The sequence below is a fragment of the Enterococcus sp. DIV0175 genome, assembly GCF_050529075.1.
Lineage (GTDB): Bacteria > Bacillota > Bacilli > Lactobacillales > Enterococcaceae > Enterococcus_B > Enterococcus_B thailandicus.
The window spans coordinates 2,163,292-2,185,962 of sequence record NZ_CP172880.1; the positions used below are offsets into that span (position 1 = coordinate 2,163,292).

At 34.3% G+C, this 22,671-nt stretch carries 14 protein-coding genes; 4 read left to right on the top strand and 10 right to left on the bottom strand.

Annotated features, from left to right (window positions below; genetic code table 11):
- Positions 1–4: 4 nt before the first annotated feature.
- The 8 genes from IGJ76_RS10260 to IGJ76_RS10295 form a co-directional block, all read right to left on the bottom strand.
- Positions 5–3,004: a CDP-glycerol glycerophosphotransferase family protein gene (locus IGJ76_RS10260; protein ID WP_368027403.1), complete on the bottom strand. Its 3,000-nt coding sequence runs from the start codon at positions 3,002–3,004 to the stop codon at positions 5–7.
- Positions 3,004–6,771 carry a CDP-glycerol glycerophosphotransferase family protein gene (locus IGJ76_RS10265; RefSeq protein WP_368027402.1) on the bottom strand — a complete coding sequence of 1,256 codons (3,768 nt, stop codon included), beginning with the start codon at positions 6,769–6,771 and terminating at the stop codon, positions 3,004–3,006. Before IGJ76_RS10265 ends, IGJ76_RS10260 begins: the two co-directional genes overlap by 1 nt.
- A 43-nt stretch (positions 6,772–6,814) precedes the next feature.
- The gene (locus tag IGJ76_RS10270) at positions 6,815–9,172 is read right to left on the bottom strand and encodes a CDP-glycerol glycerophosphotransferase family protein (protein WP_067482533.1); all 2,358 of its coding nucleotides are present in this window, start codon (positions 9,170–9,172) and stop codon (positions 6,815–6,817) included.
- Between the two features lie 40 nt (positions 9,173–9,212).
- Positions 9,213–9,608 carry a glycerol-3-phosphate cytidylyltransferase gene (tagD, locus tag IGJ76_RS10275; protein ID WP_067482535.1) on the bottom strand — a complete coding sequence of 132 codons (396 nt, stop codon included), beginning with the start codon at positions 9,606–9,608 and terminating at the stop codon, positions 9,213–9,215.
- Complete coding sequence (locus IGJ76_RS10280) at positions 9,605–10,783, bottom strand: CDP-glycerol glycerophosphotransferase family protein (RefSeq protein ID WP_258173289.1); 1,179 nt, start codon at positions 10,781–10,783, stop codon at positions 9,605–9,607. The genes tagD and IGJ76_RS10280 overlap by 4 nt, the downstream gene beginning before the upstream one ends.
- Positions 10,780–11,580, bottom strand: coding sequence for a WecB/TagA/CpsF family glycosyltransferase (locus IGJ76_RS10285; protein WP_082294016.1), 801 nt, complete (start codon positions 11,578–11,580; stop codon positions 10,780–10,782). Before IGJ76_RS10285 ends, IGJ76_RS10280 begins: the two co-directional genes overlap by 4 nt.
- Complete coding sequence (locus IGJ76_RS10290) at positions 11,564–12,688, bottom strand: CDP-glycerol glycerophosphotransferase family protein (protein WP_086270742.1); 1,125 nt, start codon at positions 12,686–12,688, stop codon at positions 11,564–11,566. The genes IGJ76_RS10285 and IGJ76_RS10290 overlap by 17 nt, the downstream gene beginning before the upstream one ends.
- Before the next feature lie 456 nt (positions 12,689–13,144).
- Entirely contained in the window at positions 13,145–14,881 is a 1,737-nt protein-coding gene (locus IGJ76_RS10295) for a fibronectin type III domain-containing protein (protein WP_086270741.1), read from the bottom strand.
- A 220-nt stretch (positions 14,882–15,101) separates the two neighbouring features.
- Here IGJ76_RS10295 and IGJ76_RS10300 point away from each other — a divergent pair, with 220 nt between their 5' ends.
- Both IGJ76_RS10300 and IGJ76_RS10305 read left to right on the top strand, forming a co-directional pair.
- Positions 15,102–15,944, top strand: coding sequence for a helix-turn-helix domain-containing protein (locus tag IGJ76_RS10300; RefSeq protein WP_095803781.1), 843 nt, complete (start codon positions 15,102–15,104; stop codon positions 15,942–15,944).
- Positions 15,945–16,068: 124 nt separating this feature from the next.
- Positions 16,069–16,713 carry a lytic polysaccharide monooxygenase gene (locus tag IGJ76_RS10305; RefSeq protein ID WP_430596601.1) on the top strand — a complete coding sequence of 215 codons (645 nt, stop codon included), beginning with the start codon at positions 16,069–16,071 and terminating at the stop codon, positions 16,711–16,713.
- Between the two features lie 65 nt (positions 16,714–16,778).
- Here IGJ76_RS10305 and IGJ76_RS10310 read toward each other — a convergent pair whose 3' ends face one another.
- Together IGJ76_RS10310 and IGJ76_RS10315 are read right to left on the bottom strand one after the other, a co-directional pair.
- Positions 16,779–17,936, bottom strand: coding sequence for a 3D domain-containing protein (locus IGJ76_RS10310; protein WP_368027098.1), 1,158 nt, complete (start codon positions 17,934–17,936; stop codon positions 16,779–16,781).
- Between the two features lie 196 nt (positions 17,937–18,132).
- On the bottom strand, positions 18,133–18,969 hold the full coding sequence (locus tag IGJ76_RS10315) for a putative ABC transporter permease (protein WP_270344617.1): 837 nt from the start codon (positions 18,967–18,969) through the stop codon (positions 18,133–18,135).
- Between the two features lie 174 nt (positions 18,970–19,143).
- Here IGJ76_RS10315 and IGJ76_RS10320 point away from each other — a divergent pair, with 174 nt between their 5' ends.
- Together IGJ76_RS10320 and IGJ76_RS10325 are read left to right on the top strand one after the other, a co-directional pair.
- Positions 19,144–20,859: an ABC transporter ATP-binding protein gene (locus tag IGJ76_RS10320; protein WP_067482549.1), complete on the top strand. Its 1,716-nt coding sequence runs from the start codon at positions 19,144–19,146 to the stop codon at positions 20,857–20,859.
- Position 20,860: 1 nt separating this feature from the next.
- A complete protein-coding gene (locus tag IGJ76_RS10325; protein ID WP_071868872.1) occupies positions 20,861–22,624 on the top strand; it encodes an ABC transporter ATP-binding protein in 1,764 nt (587 codons plus the stop codon).
- Positions 22,625–22,671: the final 47 nt, after the last annotated feature.

The following is a 22,671-nucleotide window of genomic DNA, read 5'->3' on the forward strand; positions in this document are numbered from 1 at the left end:
TAAGTCACTTCCTTTTGATTATTTTTAACAAGGTCTTCTTAGTAATAGGTCTGATACCACCATTTTTTTTCGATTTAACGTTAGAATTTACGATTGCCTCATAAATCCGCTTCGAATTATCATGATCCATCAATGAGAAATACTCCTTACGCATATTTGCATAAATATCTTTTTCTACGAACCCATTTTTTATTGTTTCTTGAATAAGCGCGATTAACTTATCTGAAGTATATGCTACGTCACCAAATAAATCAGTCTTAGGATCCATGTAAAGTCCTTCATATTGTAAATATTTTTCTATGTCAAATTGGAAAAAGACACATGGTTTCTTTAAGTAATACATTTCCCAAATCACACTTGAATAATCTGAAATCATCATTGAACTCTTCATAATCAACTCGTCCATTGGGACTTCTAAAAATTCATATTTATCGATTATTTCTGGGTCAATTTCAAATAAATCAATATATTCTTTGAACTTTGGATGTAAGAAAAAAGCGATTCTTACATTGTTAGCTACAAGCAACTCTTTTAATTCTTTAGAAGCTAAAAATTGACTGTATTCTTTAAAATAATCCGTTTGAATAAATTTTTCTTTAGGTAGACCGTCCATCCACGTCCGCCAAGTTGGCATTACAAAAATTTGACGATAGGGAATTTCGGTTGTTCTGTCTCGCATAACATCCCAACGGGCCAATCCAGTCACAGCTACTTCCTCTTCTTCATACCCCCACTCATTGATTACTAAACGTTTTTCATATTCTGAAGGTACAATTACTAAGTCAAAAACATTTCTATTTTTATAAAAATCGGGAACTTTCTTCAAACCGTTCACACCATGTTGTAAATAAGCTAACGGTTTTTCTGTTAAAACACGCCCCATATAAGTTTCTTTTTGCTTTAAATTATAAACATTCCGCTTAGTATCAGAAGAAATTAGCAACGTCGAAGAAAATAGATACAAGAAATATTTAAACGACATAAAGTTCAGGGTACGATCTTTCTTATCAGCTAAGAATTTTGCTTCGGTTGCATATTTATCAATCACATAATAAAACTGATCATGTTTTTTGTTTTCGTAACAATAATTAAAAAAGTGATACCCACTATCATGAGCTGAGGAAGCTAGTTTTTCAAACCCTATCCAAATATCTTTTTTAGCAAAGTACGGCTTCATCAATCGAGCTAAATAATAAGCAGATTTTTCTTTAAAATTATTCCACTTGGTTTCATAACTTTCTCTTTTTCGATAAGTAAAAGAGATATCCTCACTAATTGTAATGTATGGGTACATTAAAAAATCATCTTGTGTATGATACTGATACTTAAGTGTGTTACTTCTAATATTTCGTTTAGCAGCTTTGCTCGCTTTATTTATGCGTACAAAGTAACGTTGTTCATTTATATTTGTCTCAACATACAAATCCCAATATAATGGCTCAAAATCATATATTGATAAATCAATTGTCGTTTTAATTAAAAGGTGATTTTTCTTTTGATCAATAGTAAAGTCAGTTATTTTTATCCGTTCTAGCGTATCTTTATTGCGCTTCACTAGTAAAACACTTTGAACAGATATCTCCTCTTTATTTTTTGTTTCTAGTTTGCAAGTTAACCTTACTTTTGGTTTTTTATAAACAAAATCAGCTACTTGCGTTTTTATTTCATAACGCTCTTTAGCTAAGTTAGATAAGTTGTTTTTTACAAGCGATAAAGTATTGCTGTTAGTCAAATATAATTCAAAATGTTGAGAATAAGCTGTCTTATGCTGACCATAAGTGACTACCCCAAAAAACCGATTCTTTTTATCTTTGGGTAATTTATCTTTATTGGCCAAACGCATCAATTGATATTGTCCTTCGCTAAAAACATATAGATAAAAATCAAAGCGAGCTTTTTTTAATTCAGCTGCTTCGTCCTCCATGAAACTGCGTAAACTACAGTAGTAATAATCATCCTTGTTGTTCAAAGGAAGAATATAATTCAACCCTTGCCCTCTTTTATTGATGATTAATTGCGCATTTTCAAGATGTCTTTCTAACTGAAAGCTCAGCTGATAGTCCGTTAGTTCCAAATTAGAAAACTTAATTTTAACATGTTTTTTTAATTCTTGATTTGTAAAAGAAGCTGGGGTTTTCGTTTTCTTTAATAAATAAAGTTCATTATTTTCTATAAGTAAATCTTCTCCAACATTATCTCCCGCTAAGAAGACTTTTTTGATTGAAGTAAATATTTGCTGATTTCCAAGATATAATTTTACTTTCCCACATAATTCAGGAAAAAAGTTTCGCTTAAAGGTAATTTGTCCATCCTTCACTTTACCAAATAACCAACGTTCCCCTATCAAGAGAGAAGCTTCCACCATTGAGTGAACAGCTGGTGCAGTCAGAACAACTGATTCATTTGTCACTTCTATATTAGTTACTTTCATCTCTAAATTGTGGTACTCCGTATGTTTCATTTTACTATTTGCTAAAAATTTAACACCATCAAATACAATTAATCGACCGCTGACGTGAGTAACATAATGTTGTGCAATAGACACCTCATAATTATGATCCACTAAAAAATCAATTGCACAGATATCTTCACCCAAGCAGAAGAATATTTGAGGGTTTCTATCAGTTTTATTTAGATTAATAGTCGCTAGTTCATTATCCTTCCTCCCAATTATAAGAGGCTCGGCCATTACTCCAGTGAAATTTGTACTTCGATACGGGACAGTCTGGATACAAAATCCCGCTACCGACTTCGAAACAATTCTATAACTATGGGCTTGTTCATCAGTTAAAAACAGTTGGCTTTTATCCTCTACAAGAAAAATTTCATTTCCCAAATTATCGATAATTTTAAATTCATCAGTTATAAAATGTTCAATATTTAGACTATACGTATCCGTATTTTCGTTTCTAAAAGGAAATCTTTCCCCAGAGACTGAAATTAGTTCACAAGGCTCTTTTCTTGTAATATAGAATCTACCCTCAAAAATCCGTACACTGTTCATTATTGATCCACTCTTTCTTTGACTATTGTTTCATAAATTCTTTGACTATTTTCACGGTCATGATAATTAAAATATTTTCCATATAATTCTTGATAAGGTTCCTCCAAAACAAAATCTTGAGAAATCGTTTGTTCAATTGTGTTAATCACCTGGTCAACTGTTATGGCACGTCTACCAAATAATTCCGTTTCCATGTCAATATAGCTTCCTTCATATTCATTATATTTTTCATAATCAAATTGGAAAAATATAACAGGTTTCTCCATATAGAACATATCCCAAGTAACAGATGAATAATCACTAATCATTAATGAAGATGCCATAATCATTTCGTTTACTTTAATATCACCAAAAGCGTATAGTTGTACTCGTTCACTTGGAGCACTAAATTCAGAAATGTAATTTTTGAATTTTGGATGTAAGAAAAAGATAATTTCTAAATTATTCTCTTTTAGAATTGTTTCTAACTTGCTTGAAGATAAAAATCCCATATAGTTATTATAATAATCCGTCTTGATAAATTCTTCTTTCGGCATATCTTCCATCCATGATCGCCAAGTTGGCATAACAAATATTTTTTTGCGTTCTTGCAGATTCGAATGATCTTCTAGTAAATCCCAACGTGAAAAACCGGTAACTGCAATTTCATCTTCATCGTATAACCAATTTTCATGTAAAATGTCTTTCTCAAAGTCGGATGTCGCAACTACCATATCAAAGTTGCCTCGTCCTTTGCTTTTCTTAAATACGTCTGAACGTTTTAATGCGGTAACTCCATGCTGTAAGAATACACTTTTCTTTTCTTGAATTGCTTTTGCAGCACGACCAGATCTCACTCGAATATTATGCACATGTCGTGGCGTTTCAGATGCAATCAATAACTTAGAAGCATATAACATAACAAAGTAGCGATAAGACATATGAGTAAGAATATTTTTATGTTCCTTTTTGGCATTTAAATAGTCTTTCGAATCCTTTGATAACACATAGTAATACTGTTTTTTGAGATTATTTTTCTGTACATAATCAAACATTGCATAGCCATTATCTTGCGCCGTTTGAGAAAATTTTTCAAATCCTAGCCAAATACGTTGCTTGTCCAAATGTTTTTTGAACAAACGATAAGTTAAATAGCCTGCTTTATCCTTAAAACTTGTCCATTTATTTTCATAATTCTCTTTTTCTCTAATCATAAATGCAATATCGTTGGAGAACGTAACATACGGATATATAATTTTAGATTTATCATCGTTCAACACACTATTATCCAAATAATCTGCTTCAACTTGATTCAATATTTCCTTTTGTGCCCCTTTTACTTTAATTGGATAAATCACTTCATTAAATTTCATTCCAACGAATAGATCCCAATACAACGGGAAAAATTTATCCCAATCCATTTCAAAAGAAAATTCAAATTCATTTTTTGTTTGATTGATCAATTTACAATTGATTTGCATGTTATATTCTTTACTTCGTAATTGCAAATAAGCATTTTCCACTTCAAAATGTTCTTGACTATCTATTACTATTTTGAATACATAGCCGTGTCCAGTTTTTTTCATACCTTTTAATTTTGTTTGCACTTGAAAGTATTCTCTTGCACCAGCAGTATAGGTAGAAAATACGCCACAAATAATGTTACTTTTTGTTGTATAAACTAAGAATGATTGCTCTTCAGTTAGTTGAGTTAAACTCAATCCTTCCTTACGCTTTTTACTCTTTTTCATGCGTAACTTGCATTCCTCATATTTTGAGTAAGGCGTTTCAAACGAAAGGCGAAAATCAAGACGTGGAAACTCTCCTACTGAGTTTTCAATAAGTGATGTTAAATCAAAACGGATAGCTGCATCGTTTTCTGTTCGAGCCTTACTTTCTAAAATAAATGTTTCCTTCGTTGCGCGTTTGATAACTTTTAACTGTATCGAAGATTCGATGCCATCTAGTTCAGGAATAGTTAAGTTTAGGAACTGATTCTCCATCGTTAATTTTGTTACATCTAAGTCTTTCGTAATCATTTTTTTCATGAATTTTAAATATGCAGGATATGCATCTTGCAATAAGCTGATTCCTTTATCCTTATTGACATACAAACCAACATTATATTTTTCAGGTTGGTCCTCATGAGCGGCCCACTCCATCAGTAATTTCCCAGGAAGTTTCTCAACTATACTATCTTTGATTTTTAATGGTGAACGCTTAATTGCTTCAGACGTGATTTCTTGAAGATAAAAATCACCATAAAGTTTTGTATCTTGTTCCAGTTCGCTCTTTATATCTGAAAGATCAGCAGAATAGCTACCATCTTCCATCAGGGACAAATGAATTAAAATCAAGTCATTTTTTCCACGGCGTTTCATTATTAAGTTTTGTTTCAAAGAGAATTTCTTTTCTGGTACTAAAAATAGTTTTTCCCCTTCAGACCAGATATTCTTGATTCCTACAGATTTCGTAACTTTGACTGGATAATTCTTAGCTATAAAAGTTTCATAATCATAAGTTATCAACGTGGTTTGCTTGTGATGTTGAATGAGTGAATAGCTTAATACATTCTGAGGTTGAACTTTTAAGTCTAAATAAATTTTTTGCTTTGTAACACCATTGATTCCTATAATTTTATATTCTTGATTTGGTGAAAGAGGTGTCTCCAATAGATCTAATGTGAATCGTTCCCCCGATTTTTGCCAAGGAATATAAAGTTCTTTGGTTTTTCCTTCCAAAGCAATTTCTTCTAGATTATTTATTCTGATTTCTAAGCTACTAAAATTATTTTTTAAAACTGGTTGTGCGTTTATGAGTGGTTCAATCCAAATAGAATTTCCTTTAATAAAAAATTTCACTTGGTTTCCAATGATTTCAGGATATTTTTTTAAAACATGTAATTCTTTTTTGGAAAACTTATAAGGGACAAATTCTTGATTTTCTTTTTTAAATAGTTGGATTTGTTGACTTGGTAACAAAGTAAGACATTCTTTTGTCAACTTAAAATAATCTGCTTGTTGCGTTTGAATATATACATTTTGTAAATTCTGGATATCCTGTACAGAGGTTACAACTGCTTTATTTCGGATAAGCATTGTTTGTTGTACATTTTCTAGTAGGAAGAATGATTCTGATAAAGGATAAAATTGAGCATTTCCATTTTCTACTTCTGAAGTGACAATTTTCGTAGCAACGTATTGATCTAATACATATTCAACAAGATACAAAGAAGAACTACTGAAGCTTTGGATAACTGCTAGCTCCTGAATCACTTCGGTTAGATTAACAGAAAGTTTATTATCTTTTTGGTAGCCATTAATTCTCAAATAGTAACCAGCTTCATTTTTAACAAAGAAATCGACTTGTCGATAGTCTGCGATTTCTTCAATTGTCAAATGAGTATTTGTCAATTGAGCTATGATTTGTCCATCATTTTTTACGATTTGCTTTGGAGAAATCATGTAGTTAAATATCTTCGATTCAGAAATAAAGAAATATTTTTCTTCTAATAAATGGATAGGTAGCGAGCTATCTGATCTATCTGTTAACTCAGTAACCTTGATTGTTCCAAAAATAGTGACTATTTGTAAGGGACGATTAAAAATATTTAATCCCTGAATAGAAACGCGATACCCCATTCCTTCTTTACTTGCAAGCATTTGATGCGTTTTTCCAGATATACATTCTGTCAAGTAAAATTTTTCAATTATCTCTTCACCAGATAATTCAATATAAATTGATTGATTATCATAAATTAGCTTCTTAGCTACTAACGTTGTTTTCAATTTGTTCACCTCATAAGCAATATAGGAATGTTAAAAATTCCTTTTATCCGACGATATCGTTGACGCGTATTCTAACCATTTCAACTAGTCGATTTCTTTTAATTCTTTGTTTTATTCTATTTATTAAACTAGGTTTGTATCGTTTAATTTCTTCAAAAATCCTAGCTGAATTTTGATTATCTATATAGGGAAAGATTGTTTTTGCATGTGCGCTCACATCGCTTAAAAGATAACTTTTTTGTTTCATTTGTAAAATCAAAGATTTTGCATCAAAACAGCGAATTTCTTGTAACTCTTCATTAAGATCAAGATAACTTCCTTGCATTTGTTGGTATTTTTCTATGTCAAATTGGAAAAATATTGTTGGTATTCCTTGATACAAGGCCTCCCAATAAATGCTGGAATAATCCGTTATTAAGCATTCACTCTCAGAAAGAAGTTTGTTTAGCGGAACGTCCCCCATTGGAATAATACGTAGGTTTTTATGTGCAGAAACATCAAACAATTGAATATATTCTGCTAATTTAGGATGAATATAAAAAATAATGGTGTATTCTTCAATTTCTAAGAATTTTAGTAGTTCGCGATTTGATAGCAATTGAGAATATTGTTGAAAAAAATCTGATTTAATGAATTCTTCTTGGGTTAGATCCTCTAACCAAGTTCTCCAAGTTGGCATAATTAAAAATTGTTTTTTCTTTATCAAATTACCTTTATTTTTTTGTAACTCATCCCATCTAGCTAACCCTGTTACCACAATATTTTGAGGAGCATATTCTAAATATTTTTGAACTATTTTTTTCTCCCACTCTGCGGAAGTAATAAAAAGCTCTGCCTGATTATTCGAACGTGTTGCATTAAATGTATTATCAAGTTTCTTAAGACCTAAAACACCATGTTGAAGAAAGACATATCTTTTTTTATCTAGAATGGGTTTGATTGGTCCTGTTTGTACACGCCAAGCATATCCATGTCCCTTAGATTCCGAAGCAACAACTCTTTTAGCTATAAGTAGCAAAAATAAATGTTTCACGCTCATAAAATCAACTCGACGTCGATGATAGTGATTTAACTTGTTATACTCTGGTGACTCTTTTTTTATTACAAAATAGGCACGTTGACTAGTTTTTTCTTGTAAATAGTTGAAAAAATAATACGAATTATCTTGTGCTGTATTTGAGTATTTTTCATGAATCAGCCAAATATCGTTCCCTAAAAAAAAGAGTCCTATCGTATGAGCCAAGATATAAGCAATCCATTCATTTTGTTTGTATTTTTTCGTCTCATATTCGCTAAAAGGACGAAAATTAAGACTGATTGCATACTTCATTGTTTGATATGGATACACTATGTTATCATCTATTTTTGACTGATACCTTCCCGAAAAGTACTGTAATTTTAAATATAAAAAGAATGACTTATTGATTATTCTACAATCATAGGTTTCTTGCTCACCTTTGCATTCTAAATATAAATCCCAGTAATAATACTCCCAGTCATATGCAGCAAGATCAATTGAAAAGACAAGTTTTTTTCCAGTTTTCTTTATTGGTTGTGCTTGATAGGCAGCTGTTAAAGTTCCTCTGTGTTGGATTTTTAACAAATAGGCAAATCCCTCACGATATTCTATTGGAATCTTAACTTCTAAAATCAATGATTGCTTTTTCTTCAAAGCTAACAACTTAGCCTTCTTATGGTAACGGAGTTCATTCATTTTGACTGGTGGTTGTATTGTAAATGATAACGATGTTTTTTGAGAGGCATAGATCATTGCTTCACGAGTAGCATCTCTATATAAAAAATCAAGATATTTATTTTTTTGTGTATGAATTTTAGCTAGTAAAAATTCGTATTTTTTGCCTTCAGTTTCAAGATAAAAATGGTACCTACCAAGTTCATTTACTTGACCAATTAAGTCAAGATTATTTATAACTACGGTCGTTATTCCCGCCGTTTGACTTCTAGAATAAGGAAGCTTTTCATACAGTTTTCCAGCCTCTGAGCGGACATCTATCGTAAACTTATTTTGATTCAACTCGAAAAATGAAAATTTCAATTGCTGATTTTCAATCAAACAGTCAAATATGGGTAATCTATTTTCTTGTAGAATCTGTTGTTCAGTGAACCAATTATGCGTCCTTAATTCTACTATTGTCATGTTCCTATCAACTAATTTAACTACTGAGTTATCTTTAATCTCTACCGGTAATTCTCGATCGACTTCAATTTGAAAAATAAACTCATCTGCTAATAGCATTCTCGTTACGTTGACAATCTGGAAATTTTCTTGATTGATTTGTAATGAGTAATTTTCCGAGAAAACGTCAAGAAGCGAGGTGTCTTTCAAACTACCTCGCAAGTTGTTATTATTCAGTAAGATAAATGAGCATTCGTATTTCAAAAAAACACCTCTTTTCAACTTTACAACATTAATTAAATTACTACTTATTCAAGTCTTTCTTTATTTGTGTAGTTGAAATCTCAGGTGTTCTTGGTAAATAGAAAACTTCAGCTGTTGTTTCTGTTTCCAGAAAATCAAATTTACCTGCCCAGTCGTCTCCCATCACAAAAGTATCAATATGATATTCTTTGATGTCCGATGCTTTTTGACTCCAGCCGTTTTCTGGAATTACCAAGTCAACGTACCGTACCGCTTCTAGTAACTGTTTCCTTTTTTCATAAGAAAAATAGCATTTTTTTTGCTTTTGCTCCCAGTTAAATTCGTCTGTTGATAAAGCTACGACTAGATAATCTCCTTGTTCTTTAGCTCTCTTTAATAAATTGATATGACCATAATGTAATAAATCAAATGTTCCATAAGTAATTACTCGTTTCATTTTGTTCCTCCTAAAATTTTCGTTATTAATTTCTCAGTCGCATCAATATCATCAATACAAAAACGTTGATAAAATGCACGATAGTCTCTATTAGTTGTAAAAGATGTTGAATTAATTGCATGGATTTCAGAAATAAGGTCTGCACGTTTCTGAATGATTGGTCCTGGCAATTGATTCAACACCCCCTCATAAAATCCTCTAATTTCCTGTCCGTAAGACTCTAAATCATACATATAGAAAATCATTGGCTTTTTCGTTAAGGCAAAGTCAAACATGACAGAAGAATAGTCCGTAATCAACAGGTCTGCAATCAAATATAAATGACTGATATCTTCGTAACTAGAAACATCTATTACGCGATTCCCATATTGCTTAGGATCAAATTGTTCTGCCACTAAGTAATGTAGCCTAGTCAAAATAATCGTGTCTGATTCTTGTTCTAAAATTTCAGTGAAAGGAAATTGATTATCAAACTTGTAAGCACCTTTTTTTATAAATTGGTTATCTCGCCAAGTAGGTGCATAGAGGATAACTTTTTGATTTTCAGCAATAGTTAACTTTTTTCTGATTTGTTTGATCTTTTCACTATTATCAGGTAACAGAAGAATATCATTCCTTGGATAACCGATTTCTAGGATCTCCCCTTCATATGCAAATGCACTTCGAAAAATTTCCGTACTATATGCATTAGGTGAAATCAAATAATCCCAACGGGCCGCTTCGTTTTTAAAATTTTCCCGATACTTATTTGTATCCGTTCCTGGCATCGTTACATTTTTAATATCTAAGCCTAATCTTTTTAATGGTGTTCCATGCCATGTTTGAACATACATATTTTTACCTTTAACCATCCACCCAGGCATCCTAGTATTGAAAAACCAATATTTTGATCTTGGCATTGTTAGTAGCCACTTCAAGCCCATCCGTCTGACATAAGGAATATCATTTTCAATAAAAGGGGCTTCAAAGCCTTTCTTTACCGCCCAAATACAGGTGTATTCCGGATAATTTTCCCGAATATATTCATAAATAGCACGTGGGTTGTCACTATATTGTTTGCCATGAAAACTTTCAAAAAAAATTAGTTTTTCTTTCGGATGTTTATTAAGGAGAGAAAAAACTTTTTTCACCCATCGATGATAAATTATTTCAAGATTTCTTCGCACTATACTCACTCATGTCTCCACTCTTTTATCTCTTTTTTGATTTCTACATCTAGTTGTTGCACCTTGTTTTCCATTTTGGCATCCCTATGTCGCACAATCGAATATAAATACTTCGGAATCTGCACCAAACGATCATAACGCTTCATCGAAAGCGAACGATAGAGCCATTCAAGATTGTTGTCTAAATAAAATTTTGGTGCCCGCTTGACTGCTCCTGCAAGGACATCAAAAGTACCACCAACATCTAGAAAAACTTTGGCATTCAATTGATCTACGTTTCTTTCCAAAAAGATTTCTTGCTTAGGTGAACCCAAAGCGACAAAGAGAAAGGTACAGTTTGCTTGATTGATTTTTTTAATCACTTCTTCTGTATTTCTACTTGTGTAGCCATGAAGTGTACCTGCTACTTCAATATTCGGATATTTTTCTTGAATATTTCGTGCAGCTTGATTCACAACATCCTTTTTCGCTCCATATAAGAAAATCCGGTAGCCAAATTGATTCGCAAACTGCAAACTTCTTTCCATCACTTCAATACCAGTTATCCGTTCACGAATATTTCCTCGTAACATTTTAGAAGCCTTAACCACGCCAATTCCGTCAGCAATTCGATGTGTTGCCCGTTCTAAATAAGCCTTTACCTCTGGATACTGATAAGCTTGCAATGTAATTTGAGGATTAACACTTGTGATTAACATTTTTTTGTTTGCAGCTAGATATTTGGGGATGTCCTCCACAATTGTTTGATAGGTCAAATTATCAACAGGGACTCCACTTATGTATTCTGTCCTACTCTTCTTTTCCACCAATCTCACCCAGTTCCTTTTTCACTAACGCCATTATCTTTCCAACAGTTTTGCCATTTTCATATTGATTCCATAACAGTTTTGCTTGTTTTACCCCTTGTTCATTTGCTTCATATGAATAGGTCTGAATTGTTTGCCCCAACAATTCCTGATTCTTCACGACTGGTCCAGGTGCCCACTCAAGAAAATCATTTTGAATTCCTGGATTTTTTTTATATTTATCAAAATCAGGACAGAAAAAAATAATTTTTGACTGTTCCTGTATAGTAAGATACTCAAAAGTACTTGCCGAGTAGTCCGTAATCAATAGTTTGACATTTGGATAACTTTTCATAATGTTTTGGTTCCACCAATGTACATTTTTAGGTAATACCCAATTTTCTTGCTGGATTGTCGGATGCAGATGTACATAAAATTGTTCCTCAGGTAGTTTAGAAAATGTAGCTAATACTTGACTAAGAATTTGCTCCATATCTTTTTTTTCCGGACGATACGTTGGTGCATATAAAATAAATTTTTTTGTTTGTTCAACTGATCCTGCTACTTTTTGAGCTGTTTCTAATCTCAAAGAACCGAACTTTTGAATCACTTTTTGATTTAAACTGTAGCTTTTTTGAAAAACCTCTGCCATCTTATCCGAATTGACTACTACATAATTGAAGGAGTCATAAACTTTTTGAAATCTTTTTTTGTCTTGCCGACTACGTTGTTTCGTCTGTGGATCATCCCAGCCAAATTTTTTGATTGCACCATCAGCATGCCAGACTTGAATGACTACTTGATTTGGCGTCATCACGGCTAACTCAGGAAAGTAGTTATCAACAATAATTACTTTTGCTTGTTTTAATAACGTGAGATTTCTTCCTAAAAAAAGACTTTTGGGTGTAAATGGGCGAACATCGATCCCTTCACTCTTTAACTTTTCCGCATACTCGCGGCACTTGTCTACAAAAAAAACAGTCACCTTTCCTGGATAGTTCAAGTGAAGCTGCTTAATCAAGTCGCCTTCATTAAACGAAAAACTCATAATGTACACAATCGTCGAGGTCAATTTTCTCTTAGGCCAAAGCATTGCAGCGGTCATATATCCATTTTTCAATATATTCATCACTGAACTACTCCTTCCCAACCTAACAATTTTGTCACCTAATCAACATTTTCTATCCTAGTTTATACACAAAATGCACACAAACTAATCGACAAAAAATCAATTTTCGGTCTATAAAAAGGCAATATTTGATCTAATTATACAGAATAATATAAAGAATTTAAAGGCGATTCGTTATGTGTAATACTCGAGAAATACTTACGTAATAATAATTTAATATTATAGTCTTATTTGTAAAGTTCCGCTTTTTAATTACCGTTATTTATTAGTTGATAAAACCATCAATCTACAGCTATGTTGTATTTTTAATGACTAAATCAAAAACAATATCTTTCAACTTCGTAAAATGCAGCTTAATTGATATTATTTAAAAAAACAAACATCTAACCACGAATCAAAAGACCTCACGCCTTTTTTCTCAGTAGTTAGATGTTTGCTTAATTGACTGATTCAAATTTATTTATTTAACTTTTCCCATAAAGCTGGTGCTTGGTCTGGGCTCCAAACGGAAATCGAAGTATGTTCTTGTAAACATTTATATTGATGTCCTTGATGAGTCACAATATCCCCAATATGATAAGTCACGCCAACTTTCCATTCACCTACTTGACCACTGTCAGATGTTGTCGTTCCTGTCACTTGCTGACTAAAATCAGATAGACCAACTCGATTTACCGCTTTGATCTGATACATGTACGTTGTTTCTGGTGTTAGATTTTGATCCGTGAATTGATTATCAGTTGTCGTTGCCACTTTTTTATTTTCACGATAAATCTCATAGGTGGTTACTTCTTCTTCTGGTGCATTGTTGTCCCATGCTAAAGTTAAACTATTTGCTGTAGCTTTGCTAATTTCTACATTTGTTGGTGCAGATGGCTTGTTTAACTCGGATGCCTCTTTTGTAATCACATCTAGCTTAGTTGAGTGCGCAGATTGGTTATTTGACGTATCTACTGCTACGACTGTATAGCTATAGTTTGTTGCTGCTGATAAACCAGTGTGCACAAAATTTGTTGTTTTACTTGTGCCAACTAACTGATTGTTTTCATAAATAGTGTAATGATCTACTTTGACATTATCAGTAGACGCTTTCCAAGACAATGAAACACTGTTTGAGGTCGCAGATGCTGTTAAATTGGTTGGAACAGATGGTTTCTCTGTATCAGGTACCTGTTCTTCAAATAATCCTTGATACGCATGTGCAAATGATTCATTGTAACCAATTCCTGCTGAATTTTTTCCTTCGTCCCAGTTAACACTCCAAGTCATGATTCCTTTTAAAGGCGTCCCTTTTGCCGCTAGTTTTTCAAATACTTGATAGACAACATTCGGATCTTTGACATAACCATTTGCTGCTGCATCTTGGTTTGCTGGAAGTCCTAAAGCTAATTTATTGGCTGGGATATGAATGAAGCCATTATTTCCTTTATCAAATGCATCTGAGATTCCATATAGAAATTCAAACTTTTTGCTATCATTGTTTTGAGCAATCCACTCTGAGCCAACGCTAATACCATCTCCTGCTTGATTATAAAGCTGTGGAGCAATAAAGTCATAATCGTTTTCCAAGGCAGTAATGTAAGGGACATATTTCCCTGCTGTTCTTAAGTATGGGAATTCTGGAGCCATTGAAATAATAAAGTGTTTATTTTGTTGTTCATAATGGTTGCGCACAATTTTTAACGCTGCTGGGATTACTTTCGCATTATCACCTGCCGCTACAGCCGTTTGTTCCAAATCAATATCTAATCCATCAAAGCCATAAGTATCGACCAAGCGAATAATTTCATTTGCAAAAGCTTGTTCTTGTCCAGTTGAAAGTTCAATATGTGAATCTGCGCCACCTAATGATAAAAGAACCGCACGATCTTGTGCATTTAAGGTTGCCACTTGGTTTCGGAATGCTTGATCACTCATATTATACGGTTTGAAAGTTGGAATTCCCTCACCCTTCATAAACGCAACCGAAATGACATTGTAAAAAGGATTGATTTGTTCTAATTGGATATCAGCGGGGGCTCCGCCCACATAACCTGCCCCCATTTCTCCAGGCCAGTTATGATAATAACCAACTGAAATTTGCTTGTTCGCAATACTTGGCATTTCATCTGCGGTATCCGCAGCAACACCATTAGCACAGCCAAGTAATCCTCCCATGACACTAATTGAAAATAACAATAATTTTTTTTGCATTCTTTACCCTCCAACACTTATTTTATTTTAAAAGCCTTCTCAATTATAAACAGCCTCCTGTAAAAAAGATTTTTTTGTACGCTATTGCAACAAAATATCCTTAAAACAAAAGGGTGTTCACACTTTTTAATAAAAAGGCAGCACAAAAGAAGACTTTCTTCATTCGAATTGGAGTGTGTTATCTTAAACTAGAAATAAAATAACAAAAGGAGTGTTAAAGATGCCAGAACATGCTTTTTTGATCCGGAAGTTAAGGAAAGAACGTGGCTTTACTCAGGAGCAGTTGACCATGGGAATTTCCCAACGAGGAACACTCGCTGCTTTCGAATCTCGTGGAACAAAAATCAGTTTTGAGCTTTTGATTAATTATTTAGAAAAAATGAATGTGACCTTAGAGGAATACGAATTTTTACTAAACGAGGGTTCGCTGTCGCCAAAGCAAAAATTAACCAATTATTTTCTTACGACTCCTGGACTCACTTCTGCACAAGAAGACGAATTACTAAAAGAATATGAAAAAACCGGAAATATTTTTTACCGTTTACTTTACGCCCAACGAAAAATCATCCTTAATCATTTGGAAAACAAAGCAACCACTCCTGAGGTGAAAAAAGAAATACAACTGATTATGAACTATTTAGAACATATTGATACCTGGGGGCGTTTTGAGCTTTCAATCTTTTCAAGATGTCTTTTTATTTTTAAAACAGATTATATCGTACGTTCCTTCTATCATAGCGTCACTAAAATGGGGATTTATCAAGATACAACTGTCCAGCAAAACTTATTAGCCAATTTTATTTTAAATGGCGTCAGACTGTCTTTTACTCGTTCATCAGCTACTTTAAGAACTCTTTTTCTTACTGAACTAAAAAAACTAGCAGAATTACATACAAATAGCTTAAATATAGCTTATTATAAAATTTTTTCTGCCTTGGATCGTTTAGCTCGAGGCGATCAAAGCGCAATTGCCGAAATCGATCAAGGAATTCATTTTTTTGATTGGTTAGGTCTAACAGCAATGACGGACTTCATCATTCGATTGAAGACAACTTATAGTTGATTAAATAATTTTTGTTGCAATAACATACAAAATAATTTTTCAAAACTGTTCCATTTTATACTACTTGTTGTTGAAATAACTGAGTTTTATTTCAAACAGATTATTTATTTTGGAGGGTTTCAAGATGAAAAAGAGTACACTGCTAGGGTTAAGTTTCGTTTTAGTTGCAACTGGGTTGACTGCATTAACAACTGTTTCTGTTGATGCACATAGGTATGTCAAAGAACCAGCCAGTCGTGGTTATCAAGGCTTTTTAGACAAAAATCAGCTAGGTTGGAGTGCCGCGCATGATAAATATGGTGCTGTAATTGATGACCCACAATCACTGGAAGGAAAAAAAGGGTTCCCACAAGCTGGACCTGCTGATGGGCACATCGCTTCAGCTGATGGTGTATTGGGTGATTATACTTTAGACAAACAAACAGCTGATCGTTGGACCAAACATACAGTATTCACCGGTAAAAATAATTTTTCTTGGACATTTACTGCCGACCATGCAACAACAAAATGGCATTACTATATTACGAAAAATGGTTGGGATCAAAACAAACCATTAACTCGCGATGAATTACAATTAATTGATACAATCGATCACGATGGTGATGTTGCTTCAACAGATAAAACTCATGAAGTAACAATTCCTACAGATCATCTAGGCTACCACGTGGTTTTAGCCGTTTGGGATATTGATGACACACCAAATGCGTTTTACAATGTAATTGATGTAAACGTCAAACAAGGAAATCGCTTGACTAATTTAGCACAATAAAAAGAAAGGCTGAGGCAAAACGCGCATGCGCTTTGTCTCAGCCTCTTTTTTATTTATGAAAAGTTTTAACTCATGACGGTTACTTTTACTTGACGACGTCCCCAAGCAACGCATTTCTCAACCGTTGTAAAGTGAACATCAATAATATTTCCTTTGATTGCTCCACCTGTATCAGCGGCAATTGCTACACCATAGCCTTCAACATTTACGATTGAATTCAGTGGAATCACGCTTGGATCAACGGCAATTGCTTGTGGATTGTCATACAAATCTAACCCACTTGCAGTGATATGTCCTGAACCGGGTTCTGAATAAGAATATGCCGTAGATTCCATCATGCGAGTAGCACCTGACGTTGGTACTTCCTCTTTTGATGTGTCTTCTTTTGGCTTTTCGTTTGACTCTTCTTTGGCTGGCTCAGTTTCCTTCTCTGCGTTTTCTGCTGCCAATTTTTGGGCTTCTTCTTTTGCTTGTTGTGCTTCTTCTTTTGCTTCTTCTTTTGCTTTTTCAGCCTGTTTTTGTGCTTCTTCTTTTGCTTGTTTTTCAGCAGCCTCTTTTTTCGCGTTTTCTGTAGCAATTCGCGTTTTTTCAGCTTCTTTATTCTTAGCAATTTCGCTAAGCGTCACTTGATTATCTGTTAGTTTTTGTTTTAAAGAATCAACTTTTTCATTCAAAGAGTCCGCTTCGACTTCTAGGGAAACTTGATTATCCTTTAATGAAATTTGTGTATCCTCTAATTTTTGATTGAGATCAACTAACTTTTGTCTTTGATTATCTAAGCTAACAATTTTATCTTTTTCTGCTTGATGAAGAACACGAACAGCGTATGCTCGATTGATAAATTCGGCCACAGTTTCAGCGTCTAAAAGTGCTTGTAAATTTCGCTCGTTTGAACCATTGATTTGAACATCTTTTAGTCGTTGTGCAACGGCTTCTTTGCGTTTCTCAATCGTTGCTTCGGTCTCCTTGATTTCTTGTTTTGATTGATCAATCGTTTTTTTGTTTTGAACAATCTCTTGTTTTATTTTTTCAACTTCTTGATACTTTTCATTAACATCATTCAATGCCACTTGTACTTCGACACTGATTTCTTCACCCTGACGTTTTGCAACTTGTTCTTTTTCATTTAAAGAATCAAGAGATTCTGCTTGAGTCACTAAGGGTAGTGCTAAATTTGCTGACAATAAGACAGCAAGCATAACTAAGGCTTTTTTTGCCTTCACGAACTCCAACACCTTTCTCCTAAAATACCAACTCTTACATTATACAAATGATTATTACAATTCATATGTCAGAAATATTACAATTTATTACAAATATAATTCGTTCACATCCATTTTCGATTAACTGTTAGCTAAAATAAAAAAGCAATTGAACTTTTTTTCGTTCAATTGCTTTATTTTTGAGCAAATTTGCTAGTTATTTTTTTTTGCGCAATTCTTTTACTAATTGGCGAATTTCATTGACATCTTTTCCTTCTTTCAATGACAATTGTGGGAAATTCTTTAAGAAGCGTCGTTGCGTATAATTCAAACGTGGCAAATAATCATTGGTTTTCGTCGATTCTTTAAATGCTTGTAACCAATCACCAGCAGATTTTTTCTCTGGTTTTGAGACAATTCCCTTGCCAAAAACTGTGCCAGAAGTTTTTTGTCGTTCTTCCCATTCGTCTTTGGTTTTTTCAAAGACTTCTTGCAAGTTTGCTTTTTGTTCATTAATTGCTTTCTGTAAATCTGTGACTGCTTTTTGGAAACTTTGTAAATTCGCTAATGTGTAACCAAGATCCATCATAATTAGCCCAATCAAAAGAACTGGCAAGTAAAAACTAAAGTGTTCCGCCAAAAATCGTTCCAAAATCAAAATATGCGGATGGATTACTTTCACGATCAAGACACAGCCCACACCCCAGAAAAGTGAAACTGGTAAAGCAACTCTTCCATTGATATTCAATGGAACATCATGGTAATCCCACCAAGTGGCATGAAATAATTTTTCTAAGCCAAAGCTAGTCAGGTACTCCAAAATCGTGACCAGAGCAGTTGATAAAACATACAGTAAAACAAGGTTCGATTGGAATGGTTCAATAAAATACAATACCCCTAAAATCCCAAAACCATAGATTGGCGTAATTGGACCAACTAAGAATCCTCGATACACGAAATGTTTGGCTTTAATGGAACAGTAAACTGTTTCCCATAACCAACCGACAAATGAATAAATAAAAAATAGCAATACTACACGGATAAATTCGGTCATAAGTGCCTCCTTTTTCTTTTTATTGTATCAATAAGCTGGAAAAATGAAAAGAAACTCTAATGAAAGAGCTTGCTGGCTTTTCATTCCAAATTTCATAAGCTACAATGTGTAATGTACTTATCGTTTTTCTTTCTACTATAAATATAGAAAATTTTACTACTTAGGAGGAATCATATGATTCAATTATTGCGTTATGCAAAAGACTATCGTAAGCAAATCATTTTGGGACCCTTTTTCAAATTTCTTGAAGCAGTTTTTGAATTAATTCTCCCTTTATTGATGGCTTCGTTGATTGATAACGGACTTAGAAAAAATGATACAGGTGTAGTCATTCAAATGGGTATTTGGATGGTTGTCATGTCAATTATCGGACTGATTTGTGCTATTATTTGTCAATACTATTCCTCAGTTGCTTCGCAAGGTTTCGGTACGGAGTTACGTAACCAACTCATGAAAAAAATCAATACACTTTCCCACAGCGAGCTAAATCATTTTGGAACAGATACCTTGATTACCCGAATGACCAATGATATCAATCAATTGCAACTAGCTTTAGCGATGGTTATCCGGCTATTGATCCGCGCGCCATTTTTAAGCATTGGTTCTGTCGTGATGGCCTTTATCATTGATTGGCAAATTGGCTTGTTCTTTTTACTCTTTTTACCCATTTTTGCGGTAATCTTGTATTTCATTATTAAAAAAACAATTCCTCTTTACCAAAAAGTACAAGAAAAATTAGATCACTTAAACGAAATCGTTAGTCAGAATCTTAGTGGCGTTCGTGTCATTCGCGCCTTTGGTCGAACAAAGACAGAGGTTAAAACCTTTGACGAAAGTACCGATGATCTGGCAAAAAATTATTTGCTCGTTTCAAATATTTCTGCACTTTTGACCCCTGCCACAACATTAATCATGAATGTAGGCATTATTTGCCTGTTGACAGTTGGTGGAATCAAAGTCAATATTGGCGGACTACAGCAAGGACAAGTGTTAGCGTTAATCAATTATATGAACCAAATGTTGTTAGCTTTGATTGTTGTTTCTAATTTAGTCGTGATTTTTACCCGTGCTGAAGCTTCAGGAAAACGTGTCAAAGAAGTCTTGACCATGGAAAATTCAATCCAAGAAATGCCAGACGCAAGCACACCTGCGCTTGACAGTCAGATAATCCTTGAATTTAAGCACGTTGATTTCCGCTATACACCAGCTTCTGGTTTGTCTTTGGAAAACATCAATTTTCAAGTGAGAAAAAATGCGATTGTCGGCATCATTGGACCCACTGGTAGTGGTAAAACAACTCTGACTCAGCTCATTCCTCGTTTCTACGATGTAAGTAATGGTGAGGTTCTCGTTGACGAGCTAGATGTCCGACAATGGGAAATGGAAAAATTGCGAGCGCAAATTGCCATGGTTCCTCAAACAGCTGTGCTTTTCACTGGCTCCATCCGAGACAACTTGCATTGGGGCAAAACGAATGCCACAGATGAAGAATGTTGGGAAGCTTTAACAATTGCACAAGCTGACGATTTTGTTCGTCAACTTCCTGATGGTTTGGACACCAAAGTTATGGAAAACGGGAAAAACTTTTCTGGTGGTCAAAAACAACGTTTGACCATCGCACGTGCTTTGATTGCAAAACCAGCGTTACTAATTCTTGACGATTCATTAAGTGCACTTGACTATCAAACAGATTTGAATTTACGCAAAGCTTTGAAAACTTCCCTTGATTGTACCGTACTGATTATTTCTCAACGAGTTCGTTCAATCCAAGAAGCAGAAACTATTTTAGTCATGGATCAAGGACGGATTGTCGCTCAAGGAACAAATGCTGAACTGTTGCGTACATCAAAAGAATACCAAGAAATCGTGGCATCGCAGGAGGAGGAATAAAATGAAACAAAAAAAATTCTCAATGCAGTTATTCAAACGATTTATCCCCTACCTGATGGCTTATCCTAAAGAAATTACTTTAGCGATTTTCTTTGGTTTGCTGAACGGTATCGCGACCGTCGTCATGACGTTACAAATTGGCCAAAGTATTGATCTGATGATTGGTATCGGACGGGTTCAATTTCAAGAACTCTTTCATTTATTGTTACTCTTTGGTGGTGTAGTACTCGTCAATGTTCTTAGTCAGTGGTTGATTCAAGTCTTAAGTAACCGGCTTGCTTATCTCTCGGTAGCGGCGCTGAGAAAAGATGCTTTTGAACGATTGAACCGTTTGCCTCTTCGCTATTATGACCAAACAGCACACGGAAATATCGTCAGTCGTTTTACCAATGATATGGATAACATTTCTATCGCCATTGCAGCAGCCTTCAATCAATTATTTTCTGGCGTTGCGATCATCATTTTATCTTTTATCTTTATGATTCATTTGAGTCCGTTGCTAACAGTTGTCGTTTTATGTGCCACCCCGATTATCTTTTTAGTCAGTTTTCTGGTCGCACGTTCTTCCCAAAACGACTTTAATCAACAGCAAAAAATTATTGGTGACATTTCCGGATTTGTGACTGAACGTATTGGAAATCAAAAAATCGTAAAAGCTTTTCAACAAGAAACAGCTAGTCAACAGGCATTTGAAACATTGAATCAAGAACTTTACGTCAAGGGACAGCGTGCTCAATTTTCTTCTTCTTTGACAAATCCTTCTTCCCGTTTTGTCGATCATTTAGCTTATCTGTCAATTGGTTTAGTTGGCGGCTTGCTTGCTTTACGAAGCGGGTCAGCAATTACCGTTGGTGTTATTTCCAGTTTTACCATCTATTCGAGTCAATTTTCTAAGCCTTTTATCGAATTATCTGGAATCACTACGCAAATTCAAACGGCCTTTGCTGGATTGGATCGAGCGTTCGAGTTGATTGATCAGCCCGAAGAGACACCTGACGCCCCTAATGCGTTTGCTTTGGATCCCAACACAATCAAAGGAGAAGTCGTTTTTGAACACGTTTCGTTTTCATATGATCCAAATCAGCGTTTGATTGAAGACTTTAATTTCAAAGCAAAACCTGGGCAAACAATTGCAATCGTCGGAAAAACAGGTGCCGGGAAATCAACGCTGGTCAATCTTTTAATGCGATTTTATGATACCACTAGCGGAAGGATTCTGATTGATGGTCACAATCTCCGTGACATCAAACGAACGACTTTGCGCAAAAGCTTTGGTATGGTTTTACAAGACACTTGGCTATTTGACAGTTCCTTACGTGCGAACCTTCGCTATGGCAATCCGAGTGCTAGTGATGAGGAAATCAATGAAGCATTAAAAGCTGCCTATATGTATGAATTTGTCGAGCGACTACCAGAAAAACTTTCAACCAAAATCGGTGGTCAAGGACTAAAAATTTCCGATGGTCAGCGACAACTATTAACGATTGCACGAACGATGATTAGTAACCCGCCCATGCTGATTTTAGATGAAGCAACTAGTTCTGTTGATACGCTAACCGAAAAGAAAATCCAACAAGCCTTCTTGACAATGATGGAAGGGAAAACCAGCTTTGTAATTGCGCACCGACTTTCCACTATTAAAAATGCGGACCAAATTCTGGTCATGGATCATGGTGAAATCGTTGAAATGGGTACACATGATGAATTATTAAAAAAAGCTGGTTACTACAATCAGCTTTATCAAGCACAATTTACACATCAATAAAAAAACAGGCAATCTTCTGGGATGGGAAGATTGCCTGTTTTTTTATT

Excerpts from the sequence above, each read along its gene's own strand:
- IGJ76_RS10305 (WP_430596601.1), top strand. The coding sequence starts at position 16,069 with ATGAAAAAGAGTACACTGCTAGGGTTAAGTTTCGTTTTAGTTGCAACT.
- IGJ76_RS10260 (WP_368027403.1), bottom strand. The coding sequence starts at position 3,004 with ATGAACAGTGTACGGATTTTTGAGGGTAGATTCTATATTACAAGAAAA.
- tagD (WP_067482535.1), bottom strand. The coding sequence starts at position 9,608 with ATGAAACGAGTAATTACTTATGGAACATTTGATTTATTACATTATGGT.
- IGJ76_RS10320 (WP_067482549.1), top strand. The coding sequence starts at position 19,144 with ATGATTCAATTATTGCGTTATGCAAAAGACTATCGTAAGCAAATCATT.
- IGJ76_RS10325 (WP_071868872.1), top strand. The coding sequence starts at position 20,861 with ATGAAACAAAAAAAATTCTCAATGCAGTTATTCAAACGATTTATCCCC.
- IGJ76_RS10300 (WP_095803781.1), top strand. The coding sequence starts at position 15,102 with ATGCCAGAACATGCTTTTTTGATCCGGAAGTTAAGGAAAGAACGTGGC.
- IGJ76_RS10295 (WP_086270741.1), bottom strand. The coding sequence starts at position 14,881 with ATGCAAAAAAAATTATTGTTATTTTCAATTAGTGTCATGGGAGGATTA.
- IGJ76_RS10315 (WP_270344617.1), bottom strand. The coding sequence starts at position 18,969 with ATGACCGAATTTATCCGTGTAGTATTGCTATTTTTTATTTATTCATTT.
- IGJ76_RS10290 (WP_086270742.1), bottom strand. The coding sequence starts at position 12,688 with ATGAATATATTGAAAAATGGATATATGACCGCTGCAATGCTTTGGCCT.